The sequence below is a fragment of the Neisseria dentiae genome (assembly GCF_014055005.1).
In the GTDB taxonomy this organism is placed as follows: Bacteria; Pseudomonadota; Gammaproteobacteria; order Burkholderiales; family Neisseriaceae; genus Neisseria; species Neisseria dentiae.
In genome coordinates this window covers 2,158,705-2,176,386 of the sequence record NZ_CP059570.1, presented here as the reverse complement: position 1 = coordinate 2,176,386, position 17,682 = coordinate 2,158,705, and the positions used below count along the sequence as shown (strand labels likewise).

The window sequence follows — 17,682 nt, the reverse complement described above, 5'->3', positions numbered from 1 at the left end:
ATCGTTTGAGGCCGTCTGAAAAATATAATGCGGCGTTTGTGCAGGCTCGGCGCTGCGTTTCAGACGGCCTATCCTGAGACCTTTGCAAACCCCCCATCTGCGGCGCATTTCTTCGTTGTGTGCTGCTCGCTCACTTGCCTATCCACTTGATAGGTCTGCGCTCGCTGCGCTGCTACGCCTTGAACTGCATCCACACCTGGAGGTTTTGCAAAGGTCTCATTCTATATATAGCCTTTGCATCATTTCCGCAACCCTGCCGCCTGCGGGCCGAATTCCTATTGAAAACAAAGGCTCTGTCTTAGCCGTTGTGCTATAATCCGCCGCTGTCTTACTCACATTACGGCAGAAAAATATGATGAAAAAACTGTTTACCCTGTTGATTTTATTGTTTTCTTCTCTAACCTGGGCGCAGCGCGCCGTGCCGGCCGATATGGAAGTGGCGGTGTTGAAGCAGGTGGCTTACCCGCAAATCGTGTTGAGCGACGGCGGCCTATCCTGGCTGAAAATCCTCACGTTGGGCTGGCTCGACGGCAACGCCGCCGCATTTGACACCACGCCCGATTTACGCATCAAAGACGAACGCAACCGTTTCATCGTGCGCGGCAAACTCACCGGCCACACCGGCAAAGCCGTGGCCGTGCGCCGCAACGAAGCCGGCAACATCAGCGAAATCTGGGTGCTCACCGATGCCGAAAAGCAGGCTTTCGAGCAGCGCGCCGCCCGCCAATAAACCATTTATCCGTTTGATATGAAAAAAGTATTTATCCGCACCTTCGGCTGTCAGATGAACGAATACGACAGCGAAAAAATGCTTTCCGTGCTCGCGGAAGGCGATGATTTGGTGCAAGTGAGCGAGGCCGAAGAGGCCGACATCATTCTGTTCAACACCTGCTCCGTGCGCGAAAAAGCGCAGGAAAAAGTGTTTTCGGATTTGGGCCGCATCAAGCCCCTGAAAGCCAAAAACCCCAATCTGATTATCGGCGTGGGCGGCTGCGTGGCCTCGCAGGAAGGCGAAGCCATCGTGAAACGCGCGCCCTATGTGGACGTGGTGTTCGGCCCGCAAACCCTGCACCGCCTGCCGAAAATGATTATGGACAAAGAAACCACCGGCCTCTCGCAGGTGGATATTTCCTTTCCCGAAATCGAAAAATTCGACCACCTGCCGCCCGCGCGCGTGGAAGGCGGCTCGGCGTTCGTGTCGATTATGGAAGGCTGTTCCAAATATTGCAGCTTCTGCGTGGTGCCCTACACCCGCGGCGAAGAGTTTTCGCGCCCCTTAAACGACGTGCTCACCGAAATCGCCAACCTTGCCCAGCAGGGCGTGAAAGAAATCAACCTGTTGGGGCAAAACGTGAACGCCTACCGCGGCGAAATGGACAACGGCGAAATCTGCGACTTCGCCACCCTGTTGCGCATCGTGCACGAAATTCCCGGCATCGAGCGTATGCGTTTCACCACCAGCCACCCGCGCGAATTTTCCGATGCCATCATCGAATGCTACCGCGACCTGCCCAAGCTGGTTTCGCACCTGCACCTGCCGATTCAGAGCGGCTCCGACCGCGTGCTCTCGGCGATGAAACGCGGCTATACCGCGCTGGAATACAAATCCATCATCCGCAAACTGCGCGCCATCCGCCCCGATTTGTGTTTGAGTTCCGACTTTATCGTCGGCTTTCCCGGCGAAACCGAGCGCGAGTTCGAGCAAACCTTGAAGCTCGTGAAAGACATCGCCTTCGATTTGAGCTTCGTATTCATTTACAGCCCGCGCCCCGGCACACCGGCGGCCAACCTGCCCGACGACACGCCGCACGAAGAAAAAGTGCGCCGTTTGGAAGCCTTGAACGAAGTGATCGAAGCCGAAACCGCCCGCATCAACCAAACCATGCTCGGCACGGTGCAGCGCTGCCTGGTGGAGGGCATCTCGAAAAAAGACCCCGACCAGTTGCAGGCGCGCACCGCCAACAACCGCGTGGTAAATTTCACCGGCTCCGCCGATCTGATCAACCAAATGGTCGAGCTGGAAATCACGGAAGCCTACACGTTTTCGCTGCGCGGCGAATTGGTTTGAAACCCTCCGCTTATAAAGGCAACAGGCCGTCTGAAAAGGTTTTCAGACGGCCTGTTGCCTTTATCAAAATACTTAAGATCGAGACTTTTGCAAGTTGTTTCGGTGTTTTAAAGGTTTGAGACCTTTGCAAAAATACCCTGAGTGCCGTCTGAAATGCTTAAATTCCGTCATTCCCGCGTAGGCGGGAATCCAGCCTTTAAACCATCAAGTATTTTATTTCAATAGCTTACAAAAAAACGACTGGATTCCCGCCTACGCGGGAATGACGATAATCTGATGTTTCAGACGGCCTAAATGAATTTTGCAAAGGTCTCGGTTTCTCTGCATTATGCTCGGGCTTGACCCGGGCAGCTCATTGTTTGAAAAGAGAGATACTCGGGGCAAGCCCGAGTATGACGCGGGTGCTTTAGCAACCCGTCGGCGCGCTGTTATTTGTTTGCCGAAAAATCATGCCTTGTTTGCGGCTGCCGGTTCGGTTTCGGCGGATTCGGATGCCGCAACCGCCGCATTTTCCTGCCCCTCGGTTTCCGCCTGCCCTGCTTCAGACGGCGCGGCGGAATCGTCGGCCAGCGGCGGCGGGGTGATCACGGGCGCGTCGCTCACGGGGGTTTGTTCGTCTAAATCAACATCAGCCGGCGCGGTGGCAACGGCATCTATGGTTACGGTGGCAGCGGCTTCGGGGGTATGGTCTGCCGCAGCGGCGGTGCCGGCAGCCAGATAGGCCACGGTAACCGAGGCATTGCCGCGTTTGGTGAGCTGCTCCTGCAAGGTTTCTTTGCCCATCAGGGTGTGCGCGCCGCTGCTCAGGTGTTGGATAACTTTCTGATAGCTACGGTTCAGTTCGTCGACGGCGGCGGCGGTTTCAACGAAATGCTCGTCCACTTTGCGGCGGTATTGGCCGAATTCCTGCATCAGCGTTTCGCGCTCTTTTTTATGCTGGTTGGCTTTCGGGCGCATCAGCAGCCACATCAGCAGCAGGCCGGCGGCAAAGCCGATAACGGCGGCTAAAGCGAGTTGTGCTTCCCAGGGTAGCGTATTCATTTTGTTCTCCTTGTGTTCGGCGGCATAACCGGAAAACTGCCGCCCGTATCTTACCAATGAAACGGGTGCGGGAACAATGGCGGGCAGATAAACACAGGCCTGGACCTTTGCAAAAAGCCGGGTTACTCCTGAAAATATTTGTATCCCGTCATACTCGGGCCTGACCCGAGTGTCTGTGTTATTTCTTTTGAAACAAAAAGATGCCCGGATCAAGCCCGGGCATAACGCAGAGGTTTTAAGATGTTGAAAGGAATTTTGCAAAGGTTTCAGGCCGTCTGAAAAACATTTGTTTTCAGACGGCCTGTGTCGCATGGCATGGGCGCCGTTACAAACCTGCGGCGGCTCTCAGCGCGGCGGCTTTGTCGGTGCGCTCCCAGGTGAATTCCGGCTCTTCGCGGCCGAAGTGGCCGTAGGCGGCGGATTTGCCGTAAATCGGGCGCAACAGGTCGAGCATTTGGATGATGCCTTTTGGGCGCAGGTCGAAGTGTTCGCGCACGAGCTTGATCAGTTCGGCTTCGTTCAATTCGCCGGTGCCGAAGGTGTCGATGGCGATGGAGGTCGGCTCGGCGATGCCGATGGCGTAGGAAACCTGAATCTGGCATTGGCGCGCCAAGCCCGCGGCCACGATGTTTTTGGCAACGTAGCGGCAGGCGTAGGCAGCGGAACGGTCGACTTTGGTGGGGTCTTTGCCTGAAAACGCGCCGCCGCCGTGCGGGGCCGCGCCGCCGTAGGTGTCGACGATGATTTTACGGCCGGTCAGGCCGCAGTCGCCCTGCGGGCCGCCGATAACGAAGTTGCCGGTGGGGTTGATCAGGTATTTGGTTTCTTCGGTGAGCATTTCTTTGGGCAGCACGGGGAAGATGATGTGTTCTTTCACGGCGGCAATCAAATCTTCGCGGCTGATGTCGGGATCGTGCTGGGTGGAGAGCACTACGGTGTCGATGCGTTTCACTTTGCCGGTTTCGCTGTCGTAAACGCAGGTTAGCTGGGCTTTGGCATCGGGGCGCAGCCATGGCAGGAGGCCGCTTTTGCGCACTTCGCTCTGGCGCTGCATCAGGCGGTGGCTGTAGTAGATGGCAAACGGCATCAGCACGGGGGTTTCGTCGCAGGCGTAGCCGAACATCAGGCCCTGGTCGCCCGCGCCCTGATTCAAATCTACGCCTTCGCCCTCGTTCACGCCTTGGGCGATGTCGGGCGACTGCTGGCCGTAGTTCAAAACCAGTTTGCAGGAATCGGCCGAAAAGCCCCATTCGGGGTTGTTGTAGCCGATGCGGGCGATGGTTTCGCGGGCAATCTGTTCGTAATCGACTTTTGCGGTGGTGGTGATTTCGCCGGCCAGCACGCACAAATCGGTGGCAACCAGGGTTTCGGCGGCCACGCGGCCTTTAGGGTCTTGCGCCAGAATGGCGTCTAAAACGGCATCGGAAATCTGGTCGGCAACTTTATCGGGGTGGCCTTCTGACACGGATTCAGAAGTAAACACATATTCGCTCATGGTGGTTCTTTCGTAAAAGAAGCAAACCGGCAGCCTGCCGGTTTGCATGGTAGCTAAACGGTCCAAATTATAGCAGAGATGGCGGGCCGCCCCGGCCATACCTGCATGAATAATTCATCAGGCCGTATGAAAAGGGTTAATGGCTTTTGTGGCTGGTGCCGTAGAGAACTTTGTCGGTGTAGGCCATCGCCAGCGCCGAGGCCAGAAAGCCCAAGTGCAGCAAAAGCTGCCACATCATGGTTTTTTCGGGCAGGTTGGCGGCGTTCACAAAGGTTTGCAGCAGGTGGATGGAGGAAATGCTGATAATCGACATCGACAGCTTCACTTTCAACACCGAAGCGTTCACATGGCTGAGCCATTCGGGTTCGTCGGGGTGGCCTTCGGTGCGCAGTTTCGACACGAAAATTTCATAACCGCCCACAATCACCATTACCAAGAGGTTGGCAATCATCACCACGTCGATCAGGTTGAGCACCGCCAGCATGATGGTGTTGGCGTCCATCTGGTTCAGGTTCACAATCAGGTGCCACAGCGATTTGATGAATTTGTAGGCATAAACCGCCTGCACCACAATCAGGCCGAGGTAAATCGGCAGTTGCAGCCAGCGGCTGGCGAAAATCATCTGGGCAATCCAAGAGGGCGGTTGGCCCAGCGGGGCGGGGGATTGGGGTTGGTGTTCCATAGTATTTCAAACAGAAAGTTGGCAAAAGTGCAGAAATTACCCTGTTTCAGCGCCGAATTCAATATTTTCATCCCGGGCCGGCGGTTTTGCCGGGGTTTCGCCCGGCCACCCGCCGGCGCGGTTTTCCATTACAATGCCGCTTTTACCAACACTTACCGCCACCGCCATGCAAACTCTGGTTTTTCTGCTGTTCCGCCTGTTTGCCGCACTGCCGCTGCGCACGCTGCACGCCATAGGCGATGCGTTGGGCAGCTTGGGTTTTTATCTTGCCCGCAAAGACCGCGAAAGGATACGCCGCAATTTGCAGATTGCCGGCCTGAATGCAGACGATGCCGCCGTTAAAGCCGTGCTGCGGGAAACGGCCAAAGGCGGGTTGGAGCTGCCGGTGGCTTTTTTCAGGCGGCCTGAGCAGGTGGCGGGGCTGTTCAGGGCCGCACACGGTTGGGAGCATATCCGGCAGGCGGTGGAAAACGGCGAAGGTTTGCTGCTGATCACGCCGCACATCGGCAGCTACGACATTGCGGGGCGTTATATCAGCGAGCAGTTGCCGTTTCCGCTCACCGCCATGTATAAACCGCCGAAAATCAAAGCGTTCGACCAAGTGATGCAGGCCGGCCGCGTGCGCGGCAAAGGGCGCACCGCCCCCACCAATATCCAAGGCGTGAAGCAGATTATCAAAGCCCTGCGCGCGGGCGAGGCCACCATCGTGCTGCCCGACCATGTGCCCGACCCGCACGAAGGCGGCGAAGGCGTATGGGCCGGTTTTTTCGGCAAACCTGCCTACACCATGACGCTGGCGGGCAAACTCGCCCAAGTGAAAGGCGTGAAAGCCTTGTTTTTCGTGGGCGAACGTCTGCCCGCAGGGCAGGGGTTCGTACTGCATATCGAGCCGTTACAGGGCGAACTCAACGGCGATAAGGCTCACGATGCGCAGGTGATCAACAGCAATGTGGAATATTGGATCAAACGCTTTCCCCACCAATACCTGTTTGCCTACAACCGCTACAAACACCCCGCCGGCGCACCGGAACCGCCGCTTGAAAGCTGAACAAACTTCACGTTTTAAATAACAAACAAACCGCGCCAAAGGCCGTCTGAAACCATGCCGAACCGTTTCAGACGGCCTTTTCCAACAGCGCGAAGCCTTCCGTTTTATTGCGCGGACGGGCGCCTTCCCACAGCAGATGCCAGCCGTCGGGAATGGCGCTGCCTTTTGGCTGCTGCACTAAACGGTAGGCGCACGAAGCATCGTTCACGCGCAGCTTCAGCGTGCCGTATTGCTGCCACACGATGCGTGCGGTAGCGGCGCCGGCATCCACGCTCACGCAGCTTGCGCCCTCGGCCAGGGCGGTTTTCAGACCGGCGGGCAGCGACGCTTCCATCTGCCGCACCACCGGCGCATGGCTTTTAGCGGCATCGAGCCACGGCAGAAACAGCGTCATCATCAACGCCCACACCAGCGTTACCCCCGCCGCCCAATTGGTAACGGCCTGCCGCCCGCGGATGTGTTTGCGCGTAATCGCCCACAGCCACACGGGCGTGAACGACACGGCCACCAGCATGGGCATGATGTTGATGTCGGGAATGTAATACGGGCTGAAATAATAAGAACGCTCGGCCAGTTTCGCCGGCCAGCCGTAGTTCATGGCAAAAAAGCCCAGCCATAAAAACACCGCAAACAGGCCGAAAGCCATAATGCCGAACCAGTTGATAAACGCCGCCGCGCCGCGCCGCAGGCCGTCGAGCTGCGCCGCGCCGAGCAGCGCCAGCGGCGGCAGCAGCCAAACCAGATGGTCTTGGTAGCGGTGCGGGCTGAACGTGAGCAGCACGGTGGCGGCGGCCAGCCAAACCAGCGCAAGCACGCCCCAGCGTTGGCGGGAAAGCTGCATACGGGTGGCTGTCCAGATTGCCAGCGGCCAGGCGGGAAAGGCAAACCACAACAGGTTTTTCAAATAATAAGGCAGCGAAAAGGCCGTCTGAAAACTCTGCGTGCCGCCGAACGCGCCGAACGCATAATGGTGCAGCCAGACTGCAAAAGCCGCCGCATCGGTTTTAAACAGCGCAAACGGATACACCAGCATCATCGGCAGGGCAAACGCAAACGCGCCCACCAGCGTGAGGTAGTAGCGTTTGAACTGCCATTGCGGATGCGCCAGCAAACCCAGTGCCGCCAGCATCAGCGCGGCGGGCAGCAGCAGCCCGGCCGACACCGACAGCAACGCCCAGCCGCCGCCCAGCATCAGCGCGGCCATAATCACGCGCGTCTGCGCCAGCGAGAAACCATACAAACACATGCCCAGCGCGGCAAACACCACCGACTGCCCGCCGAGAAAGTGCGCCATCGTAATCAGCCCCGTGCAGCCGATTAAAATCAGCGCCACGCTGCGCCCCTGATGGCGGCCCAAAAAGCGGAAACCCGCGCTGCCGCAGCACAGCAGGCCGACGGCGGTAAACAGCACGCTGGCGAAACGGGCGGCGGAATAAGCATCGGCCGCCCACGGCGAGAGCAGCCTCTCGAACAGCGCCGCCACCCACACATATACGGGCGATACGTTGAAATAAGGCTGGTCGAGCACGGTGGGCAGCCATGCGGCGGCACCGTTTAAAAACGCTTCTACGGCCGTGAAAACCGCCGGTTCGGCCGGATTCCACAAATCGCGCGAAAAAATGCCCGGCCACAGCCAAGCAAACGCCAGCAACAGCAGCAGCCAAGGTTTTTCGCGGGTGGGCGCGGGCGAACGGGATTCGGGCGGGGTGTAGGTCAGCATGGGGCGGGAAATGAAAAGTCAAACGGGTTTAAGTGTAACAAATAACGGCGCGGGATAGGGAGGCGTTGCGAAGATAATGACAATAGGCCGGGGCCTTTGTAAAAATATCTTGATGCCGTCTGAAATGCTTAACACCGTCATTAGCTTCGCAAGTTCGCTGCGCTACCCCCGCGTAGGCGGGAATCCAGAGGTAAACATTGAAGTATTGGTTAAACAAAAACTTATATGCCAAGCAACTGGATTCCCGCCTACGCGGGAATGACGGGAATCAGGTTTTCAGGTAGTAATTTGAATTTTGCAAAGGTATCAGGCCGTCTGAAAAAAACTGCTTTATCTTTTGGGAGGATAGTTCGGTTTTTCAGACGGCCTCATGGCGATATACTCTAAACCGTTTTGGAATATTGGGCCGTGGTTTCTTTGTGGCGCAGGTGGTAGTCGAACACCATGGCGATATTGCGGATTAAAAACCGCCCTTTCGGCGTAACCTGCAAGCCGTGCGGTTTGAGCACCAGCAGGCCGAGGCCGGCCAGTTGCCGCAAATCCGCCAGCTCGGTTTGGAAATAGTGTGCGAACGAGATGCCGAACACGCTTTCATACACCCGGAAATCCAATGCGAAACGGCACATCAGGTCTTGGATAATGTTGCGCCGCAGCAGGTCGTCCTGGTTGAGGCGGTAGCCGCGCATCACGGGCAGGCGGCCGGCGTCGATGGCGGCGTAGTAGGCATCGATGTCGCGCTCGTTCTGAACATAGACATTGGCGATTTTGCCGATAGACGACACGCCCAAGGCAATCAGATCACAGTCGGCATAAGTGGAATAGCCTTGGAAATTTCGTTGCAGCCAGCCTTCTTTCAACGCCAGCGAGAGTTCGTCGTCGGGTTTGGCGAAATGATCCATGCCGATAAATACATAGCCGCGGGCGGTGAGCGTTTGCACGGCGTATTGCAGAATATCGAGTTTTTCTTCGCTGCCGGGAACGGCGGCGGTGTCGATGCGGCGCTGCGGTTTGAAAATATGCGGCAGATGGGCGTAGTGGTAAAGCGCCAGGCGGTCGGGGTCGAGCGAAAGCACGGTTTCGAGGGTGGGTTTGATGCTTTCGAGCGATTGGTGCGGCAGGCCGTAAATCAGATCCACGCTCACCGATTTGAACCCCGCTTCGCGTGCGGTCTCAATCACTTCGCGCGTTTCTTCAACAGTTTGCACGCGGTTGACTGCTTCCTGCACTTTCGGGTCGAAGTCCTGAATGCCCACGCTCATGCGGTTGAAGCCCAGCCTGCCCAAATGCAGCACGGTTTCGCGGCTGACCTTGCGCGGGTCGATTTCTATCGAATATTCGCCGCCGGGAATCAAATCGAAATAGCGCCGTATCATCGCAAAAACGCGCTCAAGCTGCCCGTCGCTCAAAAACGTGGGTGTGCCGCCGCCGAAATGCAGCTGCGCCAACTGATGGCGGCCGTCCAGATGTGGGGCGAGCAGCGCCATTTCTTTTTCGAGGTATTCGAGGTAGGCATCGGCGCGGGTTTTGTCTTTCGTGATGATTTTGTTGCAGCCGCAGTAATAGCAGATGGTATTGCAGAAAGGAATATGGATATAAAGCGACAAGGGTTTGTTTAAAGCCCCTGCGTGACGCATATTGAGTGATTCCAAATAGTCGGTTTCGCCAAAACCGCTGTGGAAGCGGTCGGCGGTCGGGTAAGAAGTGTAGCGGGGGCCGTTGGAAGGTAGAGAAGCAATCAGCCCGCGGTCGAATTCAGGCTCAGTGTTGTTGTGTATCTTTATGATTTTCATTAAATAATTTTCTTGATTCGGAATGGATAGGCAAACCAAAGGTAGTTTGATAGAATACCTGCACTATCATAAACAAGCCTTGACTGGAGTCAATAGTCCTTAAGTCGCGGCTTAACTATATAAAAGTTGCTCAGAAGAAAAGGTGCCCGCTATGCCCGCACACACTGCCCAACATCAGATGAAAACGCTGTGTTCAACGTGTTCCTTACGCGAACTGTGCCTGCCCGTTGGGCTGATGCCGACCGAGTTCGCCCAACTGGATGCCGTTATCCGCCAAAGCCGGCGTTTGAAAAAAGGCGAATATCTCTTTCGTGCGGGCGAGCCGTTTACCTCACTGTTTGCCATCCGCACGGGTTTCTTCAAAACCACCATCGCCAGCCAGGACGGGCGCGACCAAGTAACCGGCTTTTTCATGTCGGGCGAACTGATCGGCATGGACGGCATCTGCACACACACCCACAGTTGCGATGCCGTGGCCTTGGAAGACAGCGAAGTGTGCGAGCTGCCGTTTTCGCATATGGAAGAGTTGGGAAAGAATATTCCCAGCCTGCAAACCCACTTTTTCCGCCTGATGAGCCGCGAAATCGTGCGCGACCAAGGCGTGATGCTGCTGTTGGGCAATATGCGCGCCGAAGAGCGGTTGGCGGCTTTTCTGCTCAACTTGTCCAACCGCCTGTATGCCCGCGGTTTTGCCGCCAATGATTTTATTTTGCGGATGTCGCGCGAAGAAATCGGCAGCTATCTGGGGTTGAAACTGGAAACCGTCAGCCGAACCTTGTCGAAATTCCATCACGAAGGGCTGATTTTGGTCGAACACAAACACATCAAAATTTTAGAGCCGCAGGCTTTGAAGAAAATGGTTTCCGGCTGCGAACACGCCGTATAACTATTTGAACCCCAAAAGGCCGTCTGAAAAATATTTTTCAGACGGCCTTTAAATATTTCCGTTTAGGATTTTAGATGGAAAAATCTTCCTCAATCGGTTCATATAACATTTTGTCAATCTGCGTGCGGGTGAGTTTGGGTGCAAACAGATTAATAAAGTCATAAGTATAGCCGCGCAGATAGGTATCCGGCCGCAGTGCGATGTAGGTGTGGGAAGGCTCGAACAAATGCGAAGCATCGATCAGGTGCAGATCACTGTCGGTTTTGACATCGTAAGCCATTTTCGCCATCAAACCCACGCCCAGGCCCAGCCTTACATAGGTTTTCAACACATCGGTGTCGGCCGACGACAACGCCACGGTAGGCAAATCCAAGCGGGCTTTCTGAAACGCACGGGCAATATTATTGTTGTGGTTAAGGGCAAATTCGTAAGTTACCAGCGGAAAAGCCGCCAAGTCTTCGATTGCCAACGGATGGCGGCAGTCTAAAAGCGGATGGTCGTCCGGCACAACCACCGCATGTGTCCACGCTTCGCAGGGCAGTTTGCGCAACTCGCCGTTTTCCTCCAGCGCTTCGGTGGCAATTGCAAAGTCGGCTTCGCCGTTAACCACCATTTGCGCCAGCACGTCGGGGCTGCCCTGCTTGATGCTCAGGCGCACTTTGGGGTAGCGCTGCACAAATTCCGCCACAATGGCCGGCAGCGCATAACGTGCCTGCGTGTGGGTGGTGGCGATGGTTAACGAACCGCTGTCGTGTTCGGTAAACTCGCTGCCGATATTCTTAATATTCTGCACATCGCGCAAAATCCTTTCGGCCAGCTCTAAAACCGCCTTGCCCGGTTGCGAAACCGAGACCACGCGTTTGCCGCTGCGGATAAATATCTGTATTCCCAACTCTTCTTCCAGCAGCCTGATTTGTTTGGAAATGCCCGGTTGGGAAGTAAACAGGGCTTCGGCGGCTTCAGATACATTCAGATTGTGGCGGTAAACTTCGAGCGCGTAACGCAATTGCTGTAATTTCATCTTAAAAAACCAAGCGGCGGGAGTTTATGGGTTTTGTAGATTCTGTACGACAAACGCTTGGCAATGTAGCACACTTTGGCAAAATCTGCCCGATTGTCTCGGTGAAAGGGTTAAAGCTTTTGTTTTTTAATAAACAATCTGTTATTGATATTAACTAGTCATGGCTGGCTGGCGGCGTTAACTGTTGCTTCCGTGCAACGGGATTGCCCCGCAAATGTTGATTTGCTTGCTAATACATGACACGGGCTTGATTTTTCGGCATGATTCAGAAACAGGAAGCGGGTCTTTGCCGTTGTGCACGGGCAGTTGTGTATTGACAGTTTGCCCTCCGTTTCTTTATAGTGCAAACTGATATATCCGATTTGCCGCCGTTTACGACAGTGGCCTGTATATTGGTGATTTGCAGCGGTTACGCTCTGCGCCCGTTGTATAACAATCTTTGATGAGGGAATAAAATGACCAAACAGCTGAAATTAAGCGCCTTGTTTGTTGCCTTGGTTGCTTCAGGTACCGCAATGGCCAGCGAGGCGCATACCAAACACGGTTACACCGTTGACCGCGAACAAACCGTAGTACGCAACAACTACGGCGAGTGCTGGAAAAATACCTATTTTGATAAAGAAACCCAAGGCCGTATCGAGTGTGGCGACGCTACTCCTGTAGCTACCGCTCCCCAATACGCCGATGAAACCGTTTCTCTGTCTGCCAACACTCTGTTCGGTTTCGATAAAGACAACCTGCGCCCCGAAGCCACCGAAACCCTGAACGCTTTGGCACAACGTTTGAGCAACACCAATGTTGAAGCCGTTCGCGTTGAAGGTCACACCGACTTCATGGGTTCCGAGCAATACAACCAAGCCCTGTCTGAGCGTCGCGCTAATGTTGTTGCCAACTACTTGGTTGGCCAAGGCGTTGCTTCCAACAAGATTTCTGCCGTTGGTTTGGGCGAATCTCAAGCGCGCATGACCGCTTCTTGCGAAGCTGAAGTTGCCAACTTGGGCAAAAAAGTTTCTAAAGCTAAGAAACGCGCTGCTCTGATCGCTTGTATCGAACCCGACCGCCGTGTAGATGTTAAGATCCGCACTTTGGTAACCAAACAGGTTGCTCCCGGCCAAGTTGAGGGCGAGCGTCCTGCTACTGAAGAAGGTTGGATTCCCGGCCCCGCTTCCAACTACCACGGTTACACCCGTCCTTAATCAACCTAAGGTTGGAGAGCAAACCCCGCTTCGGCGGGGTTTTGTTTTGAAAGGTGTGGTATAGCTTGTTTGGAAACGGTTTATAATCATTAACCGAACCGGTATTAACGGTTGTGATTTTCGAAGAAATAATCTGTTTTTCAGACGGCCTGATCTTATGAAAGAATTTGATTTTATCCGCCGCTATTTATACCGTGCGCAAACCGATGCAGACGTATTGCTCGGTATAGGCGACGACGCGGCCGTTGTCCGCCCGCGTGCAGGGTATGATTTATGTTTCAGTAGCGATATGTTGCTGAAAAACAGGCATTTCTTTGAAAATGTTGCGCCTGCTGATTTGGCATATAAGGTGCTGGCGGTGAATATTTCGGATATGGCGGCGATGGGTGCGGCTCCGCGCTGGGCGTTGTTGAGTGCCGGGCTGCCGCAATTGCAGGAAAGCTGGTTGGCCGAATTCTGCGACAGTTTGTTTGCGCTGGCGCGGCGTTTCGGCGTAACGCTGATCGGCGGCGACACCACCAAGGGTGATTTGGCATTTAATGTTACAATTGTCGGCGAGCTGCCGCAGGGTAGGGCATTGCGGCGGGATGCCGCACAAATAGGCGATGATGTGTGGGTGTCGGGGCGGTTGGGTTTGGCTGCCGCCGCATTGCACCATCATTGGCAAACGTTTGCTTTGCCCGACTCGGTTTTTGATTTATGCGAACGGGTGAGGCTGAGACCGGAGCCGAGAGTGGCTTTGGGGCAGGCTCTGCTGCCGTTTGCCCGGGCGGCACAAGATATTTCAGACGGCTTGGCGCAAGATTTGGGGCATATTTTGCAGGCCTCGGGTGTGGACGCAGAGATTTTTGCCGAAGAAGTACCCACCTTGCCGCAGTTGCGCGATAACTTGGATAAAACGGCTTTATACGGCTGCGTGTTGGCGGGAGGGGACGATTATGAGCTGGTGTTTACCGCCCCCCAATCGTGCCGCGCTGCCGTGCTTGAAGCCGGCAGGGCAAGCGGTACGCCGGTAACGCGTATCGGCAGAATAACGGAAGGTTGCGGCCGTCTGAATATCTCAGATGCTGCCGGCAGGCCGGTTGTGTTGGCTTCTTTAGGATTCGATCATTTTGAGTGATTTCAAACCTACTTTTTCATGGCTGAAATCGCGGCCGTTGTGTTTGCTCGGTTTCGGTTTCGGCAGCGGTTTGGCTCCGGTGGCTCCGGGCACGTTCGGCACGCTGCCTGCGCTGCCGATGGCGTTTGTTTTGTATTTAATCGGCATCACGGGCTGGTGGTTGGCTGCGTTGTGCGTTATCCTTTTTGTGTGGGGCATACGGATTTGCAGCCATACCGAGCGCGAACTCGGTATTCAGGATTACGGCGGCATTGTGTGGGACGAAATCGTTGCCATGCTGCTGGTGCTTGCATTTGTGCCGTTTCATTGGACGTGGTGGCTGGCTGCGTTTGCCGTGTTCCGCCTATTTGATGCGCTCAAGCCCTGGCCGATAAAGTGGTTGGATAAGCGCGTGCACGGCGGTTTGGGCATTATGCTCGACGATGCGGTTGCCGCCGGTTTTACCTTGGTGGTGCTACATATTGCCGCATGGGTGCGGTAACACAAAAAATATAGGCCGAGACCTTTGCAAAACCGCCATCTGCGGCGCATTTCTGCGTTGTGCGGTTATGCCCTTTAGGGCGCTGCCTGCCCGCTTGCCTAACTTTATGTTATGCCTGCGCTCATTGCGCTGCTACGCCTTAAACTGTATCCGCATCTGCCGGTTTCGCAAAGGTCTCAGGCCGTCTGAACGTAACCATACGGAAAGTTGCATTATGAACGAAATCGAAATTATCGTAGAGCCGAGTTTTTCGGCGGAACAAAGCAATATCGCCAAAGATAAATATGTGTTCAGTTACGACATTACCATCCGCAACAACAGCGATGAAGTGATTACCTTGCGCAACCGCCATTGGCGGATTACCGATGCGCACGGCGAAGTGGAAAAAGTGTCGGGCGTGGGCGTGGTGGGTGAGCAGCCCGTGCTGTATCCCGGCGAAGATTATTATTACAGCAGCGGCGCGCATCTCAACACGCCGTGGGGCTGCATGGAAGGCAGTTATGAGTTTGAAGACAGTTACGGCGAACGGTTTTCGGTGCCGATTCCCAAGTTTGATTTAAGGGCGGACGTGGTGGTGCATTAACCGTTTGCCTGCCTGATACCGTTTGTTTGCATTTGAGGCCGTCTGAATATTTTTCAGACGGCCTCGGTGTAAATGGGGCGTTGAAGCGGTTTAACCCCTGCTTGCAATTCTTTACGCCTTGTGCTGAAATGCCGAACATCAGAACAAAATGTCAACAATCAGGAGTTAACATGGAAGCCTTGCATAATTTTTTCGATACCGTAGGCGGCTGGGTTTGGGGGCCGGTGATGCTGGTGTTCCTCGTCGGCACCGGTGTGCTGCTCACCGTGCTGCTCAAGGGTTTGCAATTCAGTATGTTGGGCTATGCGCTCAAACAGGCTTTTATGCCGCATCATAAAAAAGGTGACGGCAGCGACCACGACGGCGATATTTCGCATTTCGGCGCATTGATGACCGCGCTGTCGGCCACTATCGGCACGGGCAATATCGCCGGCGTGGCCACCGCCGTGGTGGCGGGCGGCCCCGGTGCGGTGTTTTGGATGTGGATTACCGCCATTTTCGGTATGGCCACCAAATACGGCGAGGGCGTGTTGGCGGTGAAATACCGCGTGGTCAACAAAAAAGGCGAAATGTCGGGCGGCCCGATGTATTACATCGAACGCGGCTTGGGCAGCAACTGGAAATGGCTGGCCTATGCGTTTGCCTTATTCGGCACGATAGCCTCGTTTGGCATCGGCAGCTCGGTGCAGTCTAACTCTGTGGCGCAGGCCGTTCATGCCAGCTTCAATATCGACACCGTTTACACCGGCGTGGCACTAACCGTGTTAACGGCCATCGTGGTGTTGGGCGGTATCCGCAGCATCGCCAAAGCCTCTTCGCTGATTGTGCCGCTGATGGCCGTGTTTTATGTGGCGGGCGGTTTGGTGATTATTTTGGCCAACCTTGATTTGGTGGTGCCCGCCTTGAAACTGATTCTCACCGATGCCTTTACCGGCCAAGCGGTTGCGGGCGGTGCAATCGGCAGCGTTATCCGCTACGGCGTGGCGCGCGGCGTATTTTCCAACGAAGCCGGTATGGGTTCTGCACCGATTGCGGCGGCGGCTGCCAAAACCGACCACCCCGTGCGTCAGGCACTGGTGTCGATGACCGGTACTTTCCTCGATACCATCATCGTGTGTTCGATTACCGGCATCGTGTTGGTGATGGGTTTGCTCGGTGCGGGCGGTGAGTTTGTGAAGCCTGAAATCACCGGCGCGGCACTCACTACCGCCACTTTCGACCGCCTGTTGCCCGGCCCCGGCGGTTGGGTGGTAACCATCGGCCTGATGTTCTTTGCTTATTCAACCATTTTGGGTTGGTGCTACTACGGTGAAAAATGCGCGGCTTATGTGTTCGGCGACGGTTTTGCCAATATTTACCGCGTGGTTTATGTGGCCTCTGTAATGCTCGGCACCGTGGTCAGCTTGGATTTGGTATGGCTGGCTGCCGACACCTTCAACGGTTTGATGGCTATTCCGAACTTGATTGCTTTGGTTCTGCTTTCCGGCGTGATTGTGAAAGAAACCAAAGATTTCAAAGCCAAACGCAAGAGCGGCGAGCTGCCTTAAACCGCAGAGTATTTTTCAGACGGCCCGAACATTGGTTCGGGCCGTTTTTATTCTTAATCAAAACGAAATCGGGATCAAAACGAAATCGGGTTGCCGGATTGCTGCCTTGAAACGGGCTTGCCATCACATTCAGGGTTGAATTGGTTTTTTTGCAAAGGTTTCAACTTAAGAAAAAGCATGCGCACCATAATCGGGTTTGGCCCGAGCCTGACGGAACTGTTGCTAAGTAAGCAGTTTGACTATAATCACCTTCCGCAATCAAGCAAAGGCCGTCTGAAACCATGCAGCAGCAAGTTTATTTCGTTACCGGCACCGACACTGAAGCAGGCAAAACATTTTGTACCGCCGCGATGCTGCAAGCCGCAGCACGGGCGGGGCGGCGCAGCATCGGTTTCAAGCCCGTGGCTTCGGGGGAGGATGGTTCCGGCATCAACACCGATGTAGCCGCTTTGCAGGCTGCATCCGCCGTGTGCCTGCCTTATACCCTGCACAATATTTACACCTTTGCCGAAGCCACCGCACCGCATCTGGCCGCCGCCGATAGCGGCACGCTTATTGAAACGGCGGCATTGGGTCGCGGGTTGGCCGAAATCAAAAAACATGGTGATTTCGTGTTGGTGGAAGGCGCGGGCGGCTGGCTGACTCCGTTGTGCGGGCAAACCGATTTTGCCGATTGGGTGGCGGCAGAGCGGCTGGCCGTGATATTGGTGGTGGGTTTGAAGCTCGGTTGCATCAATCACGCCCTGCTAACTGCGCAGGCCGTGCGGCAGGCAGGTTTGCCGCTGGCGGGGTGGGTGGCAAACTGTTTGAGCGCACAACCCCACCGTTTTGCAGACTACCTGGCTGCTTTGCAGGCGCGTATTCCCGCGCCGCTGCTCGGTGTGATGCCGTTTCTGCCGCAGGCGTGTGCGGCAGAAGCCGCTGCTTATGTGGACGTGTCGGCTTTATTGTCGGCACCGGCATATGCGGCGGATGGATTAAACGGGTTTGCCCGGTGAGAGGCC

16 protein-coding genes and 1 pseudogene are annotated in these 17,682 nt (G+C 55.3%); 11 read left to right on the top strand and 6 right to left on the bottom strand.

What is annotated here, in order from left to right; all coding sequences use genetic code 11:
- Positions 1-70: 70 nt before the first annotated feature.
- The 3 genes and pseudogenes from H3L92_RS13405 to miaB all read left to right on the top strand — a co-directional run.
- Positions 71-217 (top strand): annotated as a pseudogene (locus tag H3L92_RS13405) (signal peptidase); the annotation flags it as partial.
- A 135-nt stretch (positions 218-352) separates the two neighbouring features.
- Positions 353-730 carry a hypothetical protein gene (locus tag H3L92_RS10170; RefSeq protein ID WP_085366478.1) on the top strand — a complete coding sequence of 126 codons (378 nt, stop codon included), beginning with the start codon at positions 353-355 and terminating at the stop codon, positions 728-730.
- A gap of 18 nt (positions 731-748) precedes the next feature.
- Positions 749-2,068, top strand: coding sequence for a tRNA (N6-isopentenyl adenosine(37)-C2)-methylthiotransferase MiaB (miaB, locus tag H3L92_RS10165; RefSeq protein ID WP_085366476.1), 1,320 nt, complete (start codon positions 749-751; stop codon positions 2,066-2,068).
- Positions 2,069-2,515: 447 nt separating this feature from the next.
- Here miaB and H3L92_RS10160 read toward each other — a convergent pair whose 3' ends face one another.
- The 3 genes from H3L92_RS10160 to H3L92_RS10150 all read right to left on the bottom strand — a co-directional run bounded on the left by H3L92_RS10160 (position 2,516) and on the right by H3L92_RS10150 (position 5,286).
- Complete coding sequence (locus H3L92_RS10160) at positions 2,516-3,109, bottom strand: Z-ring associated ZapG family protein (protein ID WP_158088163.1); 594 nt, start codon at positions 3,107-3,109, stop codon at positions 2,516-2,518.
- Positions 3,110-3,434: 325 nt separating this feature from the next.
- Positions 3,435-4,604 carry a methionine adenosyltransferase gene (gene metK / locus H3L92_RS10155; RefSeq protein ID WP_085366493.1) on the bottom strand — a complete coding sequence of 390 codons (1,170 nt, stop codon included), beginning with the start codon at positions 4,602-4,604 and terminating at the stop codon, positions 3,435-3,437.
- Positions 4,605-4,740: 136 nt separating this feature from the next.
- The gene (locus tag H3L92_RS10150) at positions 4,741-5,286 is read right to left on the bottom strand and encodes a TIGR00645 family protein (protein WP_085366472.1); all 546 of its coding nucleotides are present in this window, start codon (positions 5,284-5,286) and stop codon (positions 4,741-4,743) included.
- 166 nt (positions 5,287-5,452) lie between these two features.
- Between H3L92_RS10150 and H3L92_RS10145 the strand changes: the two genes are divergently transcribed.
- Positions 5,453-6,334: a lysophospholipid acyltransferase family protein gene (locus H3L92_RS10145; RefSeq protein ID WP_085366470.1), complete on the top strand. Its 882-nt coding sequence runs from the start codon at positions 5,453-5,455 to the stop codon at positions 6,332-6,334.
- 67 nt (positions 6,335-6,401) lie between these two features.
- Here the strand turns inward: H3L92_RS10145 and H3L92_RS10140 are convergent, their stop codons facing one another.
- Both H3L92_RS10140 and hemN read right to left on the bottom strand, forming a co-directional pair.
- A complete protein-coding gene (locus tag H3L92_RS10140; protein ID WP_085366468.1) occupies positions 6,402-8,054 on the bottom strand; it encodes a glycosyltransferase family protein in 1,653 nt (550 codons plus the stop codon).
- Positions 8,055-8,437: 383 nt separating this feature from the next.
- Complete coding sequence (hemN, locus tag H3L92_RS10135; RefSeq protein WP_085366466.1) at positions 8,438-9,844, bottom strand: oxygen-independent coproporphyrinogen III oxidase; 1,407 nt, start codon at positions 9,842-9,844, stop codon at positions 8,438-8,440.
- A gap of 151 nt (positions 9,845-9,995) precedes the next feature.
- Between hemN and fnr the strand changes: the two genes are divergently transcribed.
- On the top strand, positions 9,996-10,730 hold the full coding sequence (gene fnr, locus H3L92_RS10130; RefSeq protein ID WP_085366464.1) for a fumarate/nitrate reduction transcriptional regulator Fnr: 735 nt from the start codon (positions 9,996-9,998) through the stop codon (positions 10,728-10,730).
- Positions 10,731-10,800: 70 nt separating this feature from the next.
- On the opposite strand, the gene H3L92_RS10125 is transcribed toward fnr, so the two are convergent.
- The gene (locus tag H3L92_RS10125; protein ID WP_085366462.1) at positions 10,801-11,751 is read right to left on the bottom strand and encodes a CysB family HTH-type transcriptional regulator; all 951 of its coding nucleotides are present in this window, start codon (positions 11,749-11,751) and stop codon (positions 10,801-10,803) included.
- A 455-nt stretch (positions 11,752-12,206) separates the two neighbouring features.
- Between H3L92_RS10125 and H3L92_RS10120 the strand changes: the two genes are divergently transcribed.
- From H3L92_RS10120 to bioD, 6 genes are all read left to right on the top strand, one after another.
- Positions 12,207-12,947 (top strand): OmpA family protein, encoded by a 741-nt coding sequence (locus H3L92_RS10120; RefSeq protein ID WP_085366460.1) that lies wholly within the window; start codon positions 12,207-12,209, stop codon positions 12,945-12,947.
- A 157-nt stretch (positions 12,948-13,104) separates the two neighbouring features.
- Positions 13,105-14,067: a thiamine-phosphate kinase gene (gene thiL / locus H3L92_RS10115; RefSeq protein WP_085366458.1), complete on the top strand. Its 963-nt coding sequence runs from the start codon at positions 13,105-13,107 to the stop codon at positions 14,065-14,067.
- Positions 14,060-14,548 (top strand): phosphatidylglycerophosphatase A family protein, encoded by a 489-nt coding sequence (locus H3L92_RS10110; protein WP_085366456.1) that lies wholly within the window; start codon positions 14,060-14,062, stop codon positions 14,546-14,548. Before thiL ends, H3L92_RS10110 begins: the two co-directional genes overlap by 8 nt.
- Positions 14,549-14,762: 214 nt before the next feature.
- A complete protein-coding gene (gene apaG, locus H3L92_RS10105; protein ID WP_085366455.1) occupies positions 14,763-15,131 on the top strand; it encodes a Co2+/Mg2+ efflux facilitator ApaG/CorD in 369 nt (122 codons plus the stop codon).
- Positions 15,132-15,301: 170 nt separating this feature from the next.
- The gene (locus tag H3L92_RS10100) at positions 15,302-16,678 is read left to right on the top strand and encodes an alanine/glycine:cation symporter family protein (RefSeq protein WP_085366454.1); all 1,377 of its coding nucleotides are present in this window, start codon (positions 15,302-15,304) and stop codon (positions 16,676-16,678) included.
- 281 nt (positions 16,679-16,959) lie between these two features.
- Entirely contained in the window at positions 16,960-17,676 is a 717-nt protein-coding gene (bioD, locus tag H3L92_RS10095; RefSeq protein ID WP_085366452.1) for a dethiobiotin synthase, read from the top strand.
- Positions 17,677-17,682: the final 6 nt, after the last annotated feature.

Coding starts and splice junctions, on each gene's coding strand:
- H3L92_RS10170 (WP_085366478.1), top strand. CDS start 353: ATGATGAAAAAACTGTTTACCCTGTTGATTTTATTGTTTTCTTCTCTA.
- miaB (WP_085366476.1), top strand. CDS start 749: ATGAAAAAAGTATTTATCCGCACCTTCGGCTGTCAGATGAACGAATAC.
- H3L92_RS10160 (WP_158088163.1), bottom strand. CDS start 3,109: ATGAATACGCTACCCTGGGAAGCACAACTCGCTTTAGCCGCCGTTATC.
- metK (WP_085366493.1), bottom strand. CDS start 4,604: ATGAGCGAATATGTGTTTACTTCTGAATCCGTGTCAGAAGGCCACCCC.
- H3L92_RS10150 (WP_085366472.1), bottom strand. CDS start 5,286: ATGGAACACCAACCCCAATCCCCCGCCCCGCTGGGCCAACCGCCCTCT.
- H3L92_RS10145 (WP_085366470.1), top strand. CDS start 5,453: ATGCAAACTCTGGTTTTTCTGCTGTTCCGCCTGTTTGCCGCACTGCCG.
- H3L92_RS10140 (WP_085366468.1), bottom strand. CDS start 8,054: ATGCTGACCTACACCCCGCCCGAATCCCGTTCGCCCGCGCCCACCCGC.
- hemN (WP_085366466.1), bottom strand. CDS start 9,844: ATGAAAATCATAAAGATACACAACAACACTGAGCCTGAATTCGACCGC.
- fnr (WP_085366464.1), top strand. CDS start 9,996: ATGCCCGCACACACTGCCCAACATCAGATGAAAACGCTGTGTTCAACG.
- H3L92_RS10125 (WP_085366462.1), bottom strand. CDS start 11,751: ATGAAATTACAGCAATTGCGTTACGCGCTCGAAGTTTACCGCCACAAT.
- H3L92_RS10120 (WP_085366460.1), top strand. CDS start 12,207: ATGACCAAACAGCTGAAATTAAGCGCCTTGTTTGTTGCCTTGGTTGCT.
- thiL (WP_085366458.1), top strand. CDS start 13,105: ATGAAAGAATTTGATTTTATCCGCCGCTATTTATACCGTGCGCAAACC.
- apaG (WP_085366455.1), top strand. CDS start 14,763: ATGAACGAAATCGAAATTATCGTAGAGCCGAGTTTTTCGGCGGAACAA.
- H3L92_RS10100 (WP_085366454.1), top strand. CDS start 15,302: ATGGAAGCCTTGCATAATTTTTTCGATACCGTAGGCGGCTGGGTTTGG.
- bioD (WP_085366452.1), top strand. CDS start 16,960: ATGCAGCAGCAAGTTTATTTCGTTACCGGCACCGACACTGAAGCAGGC.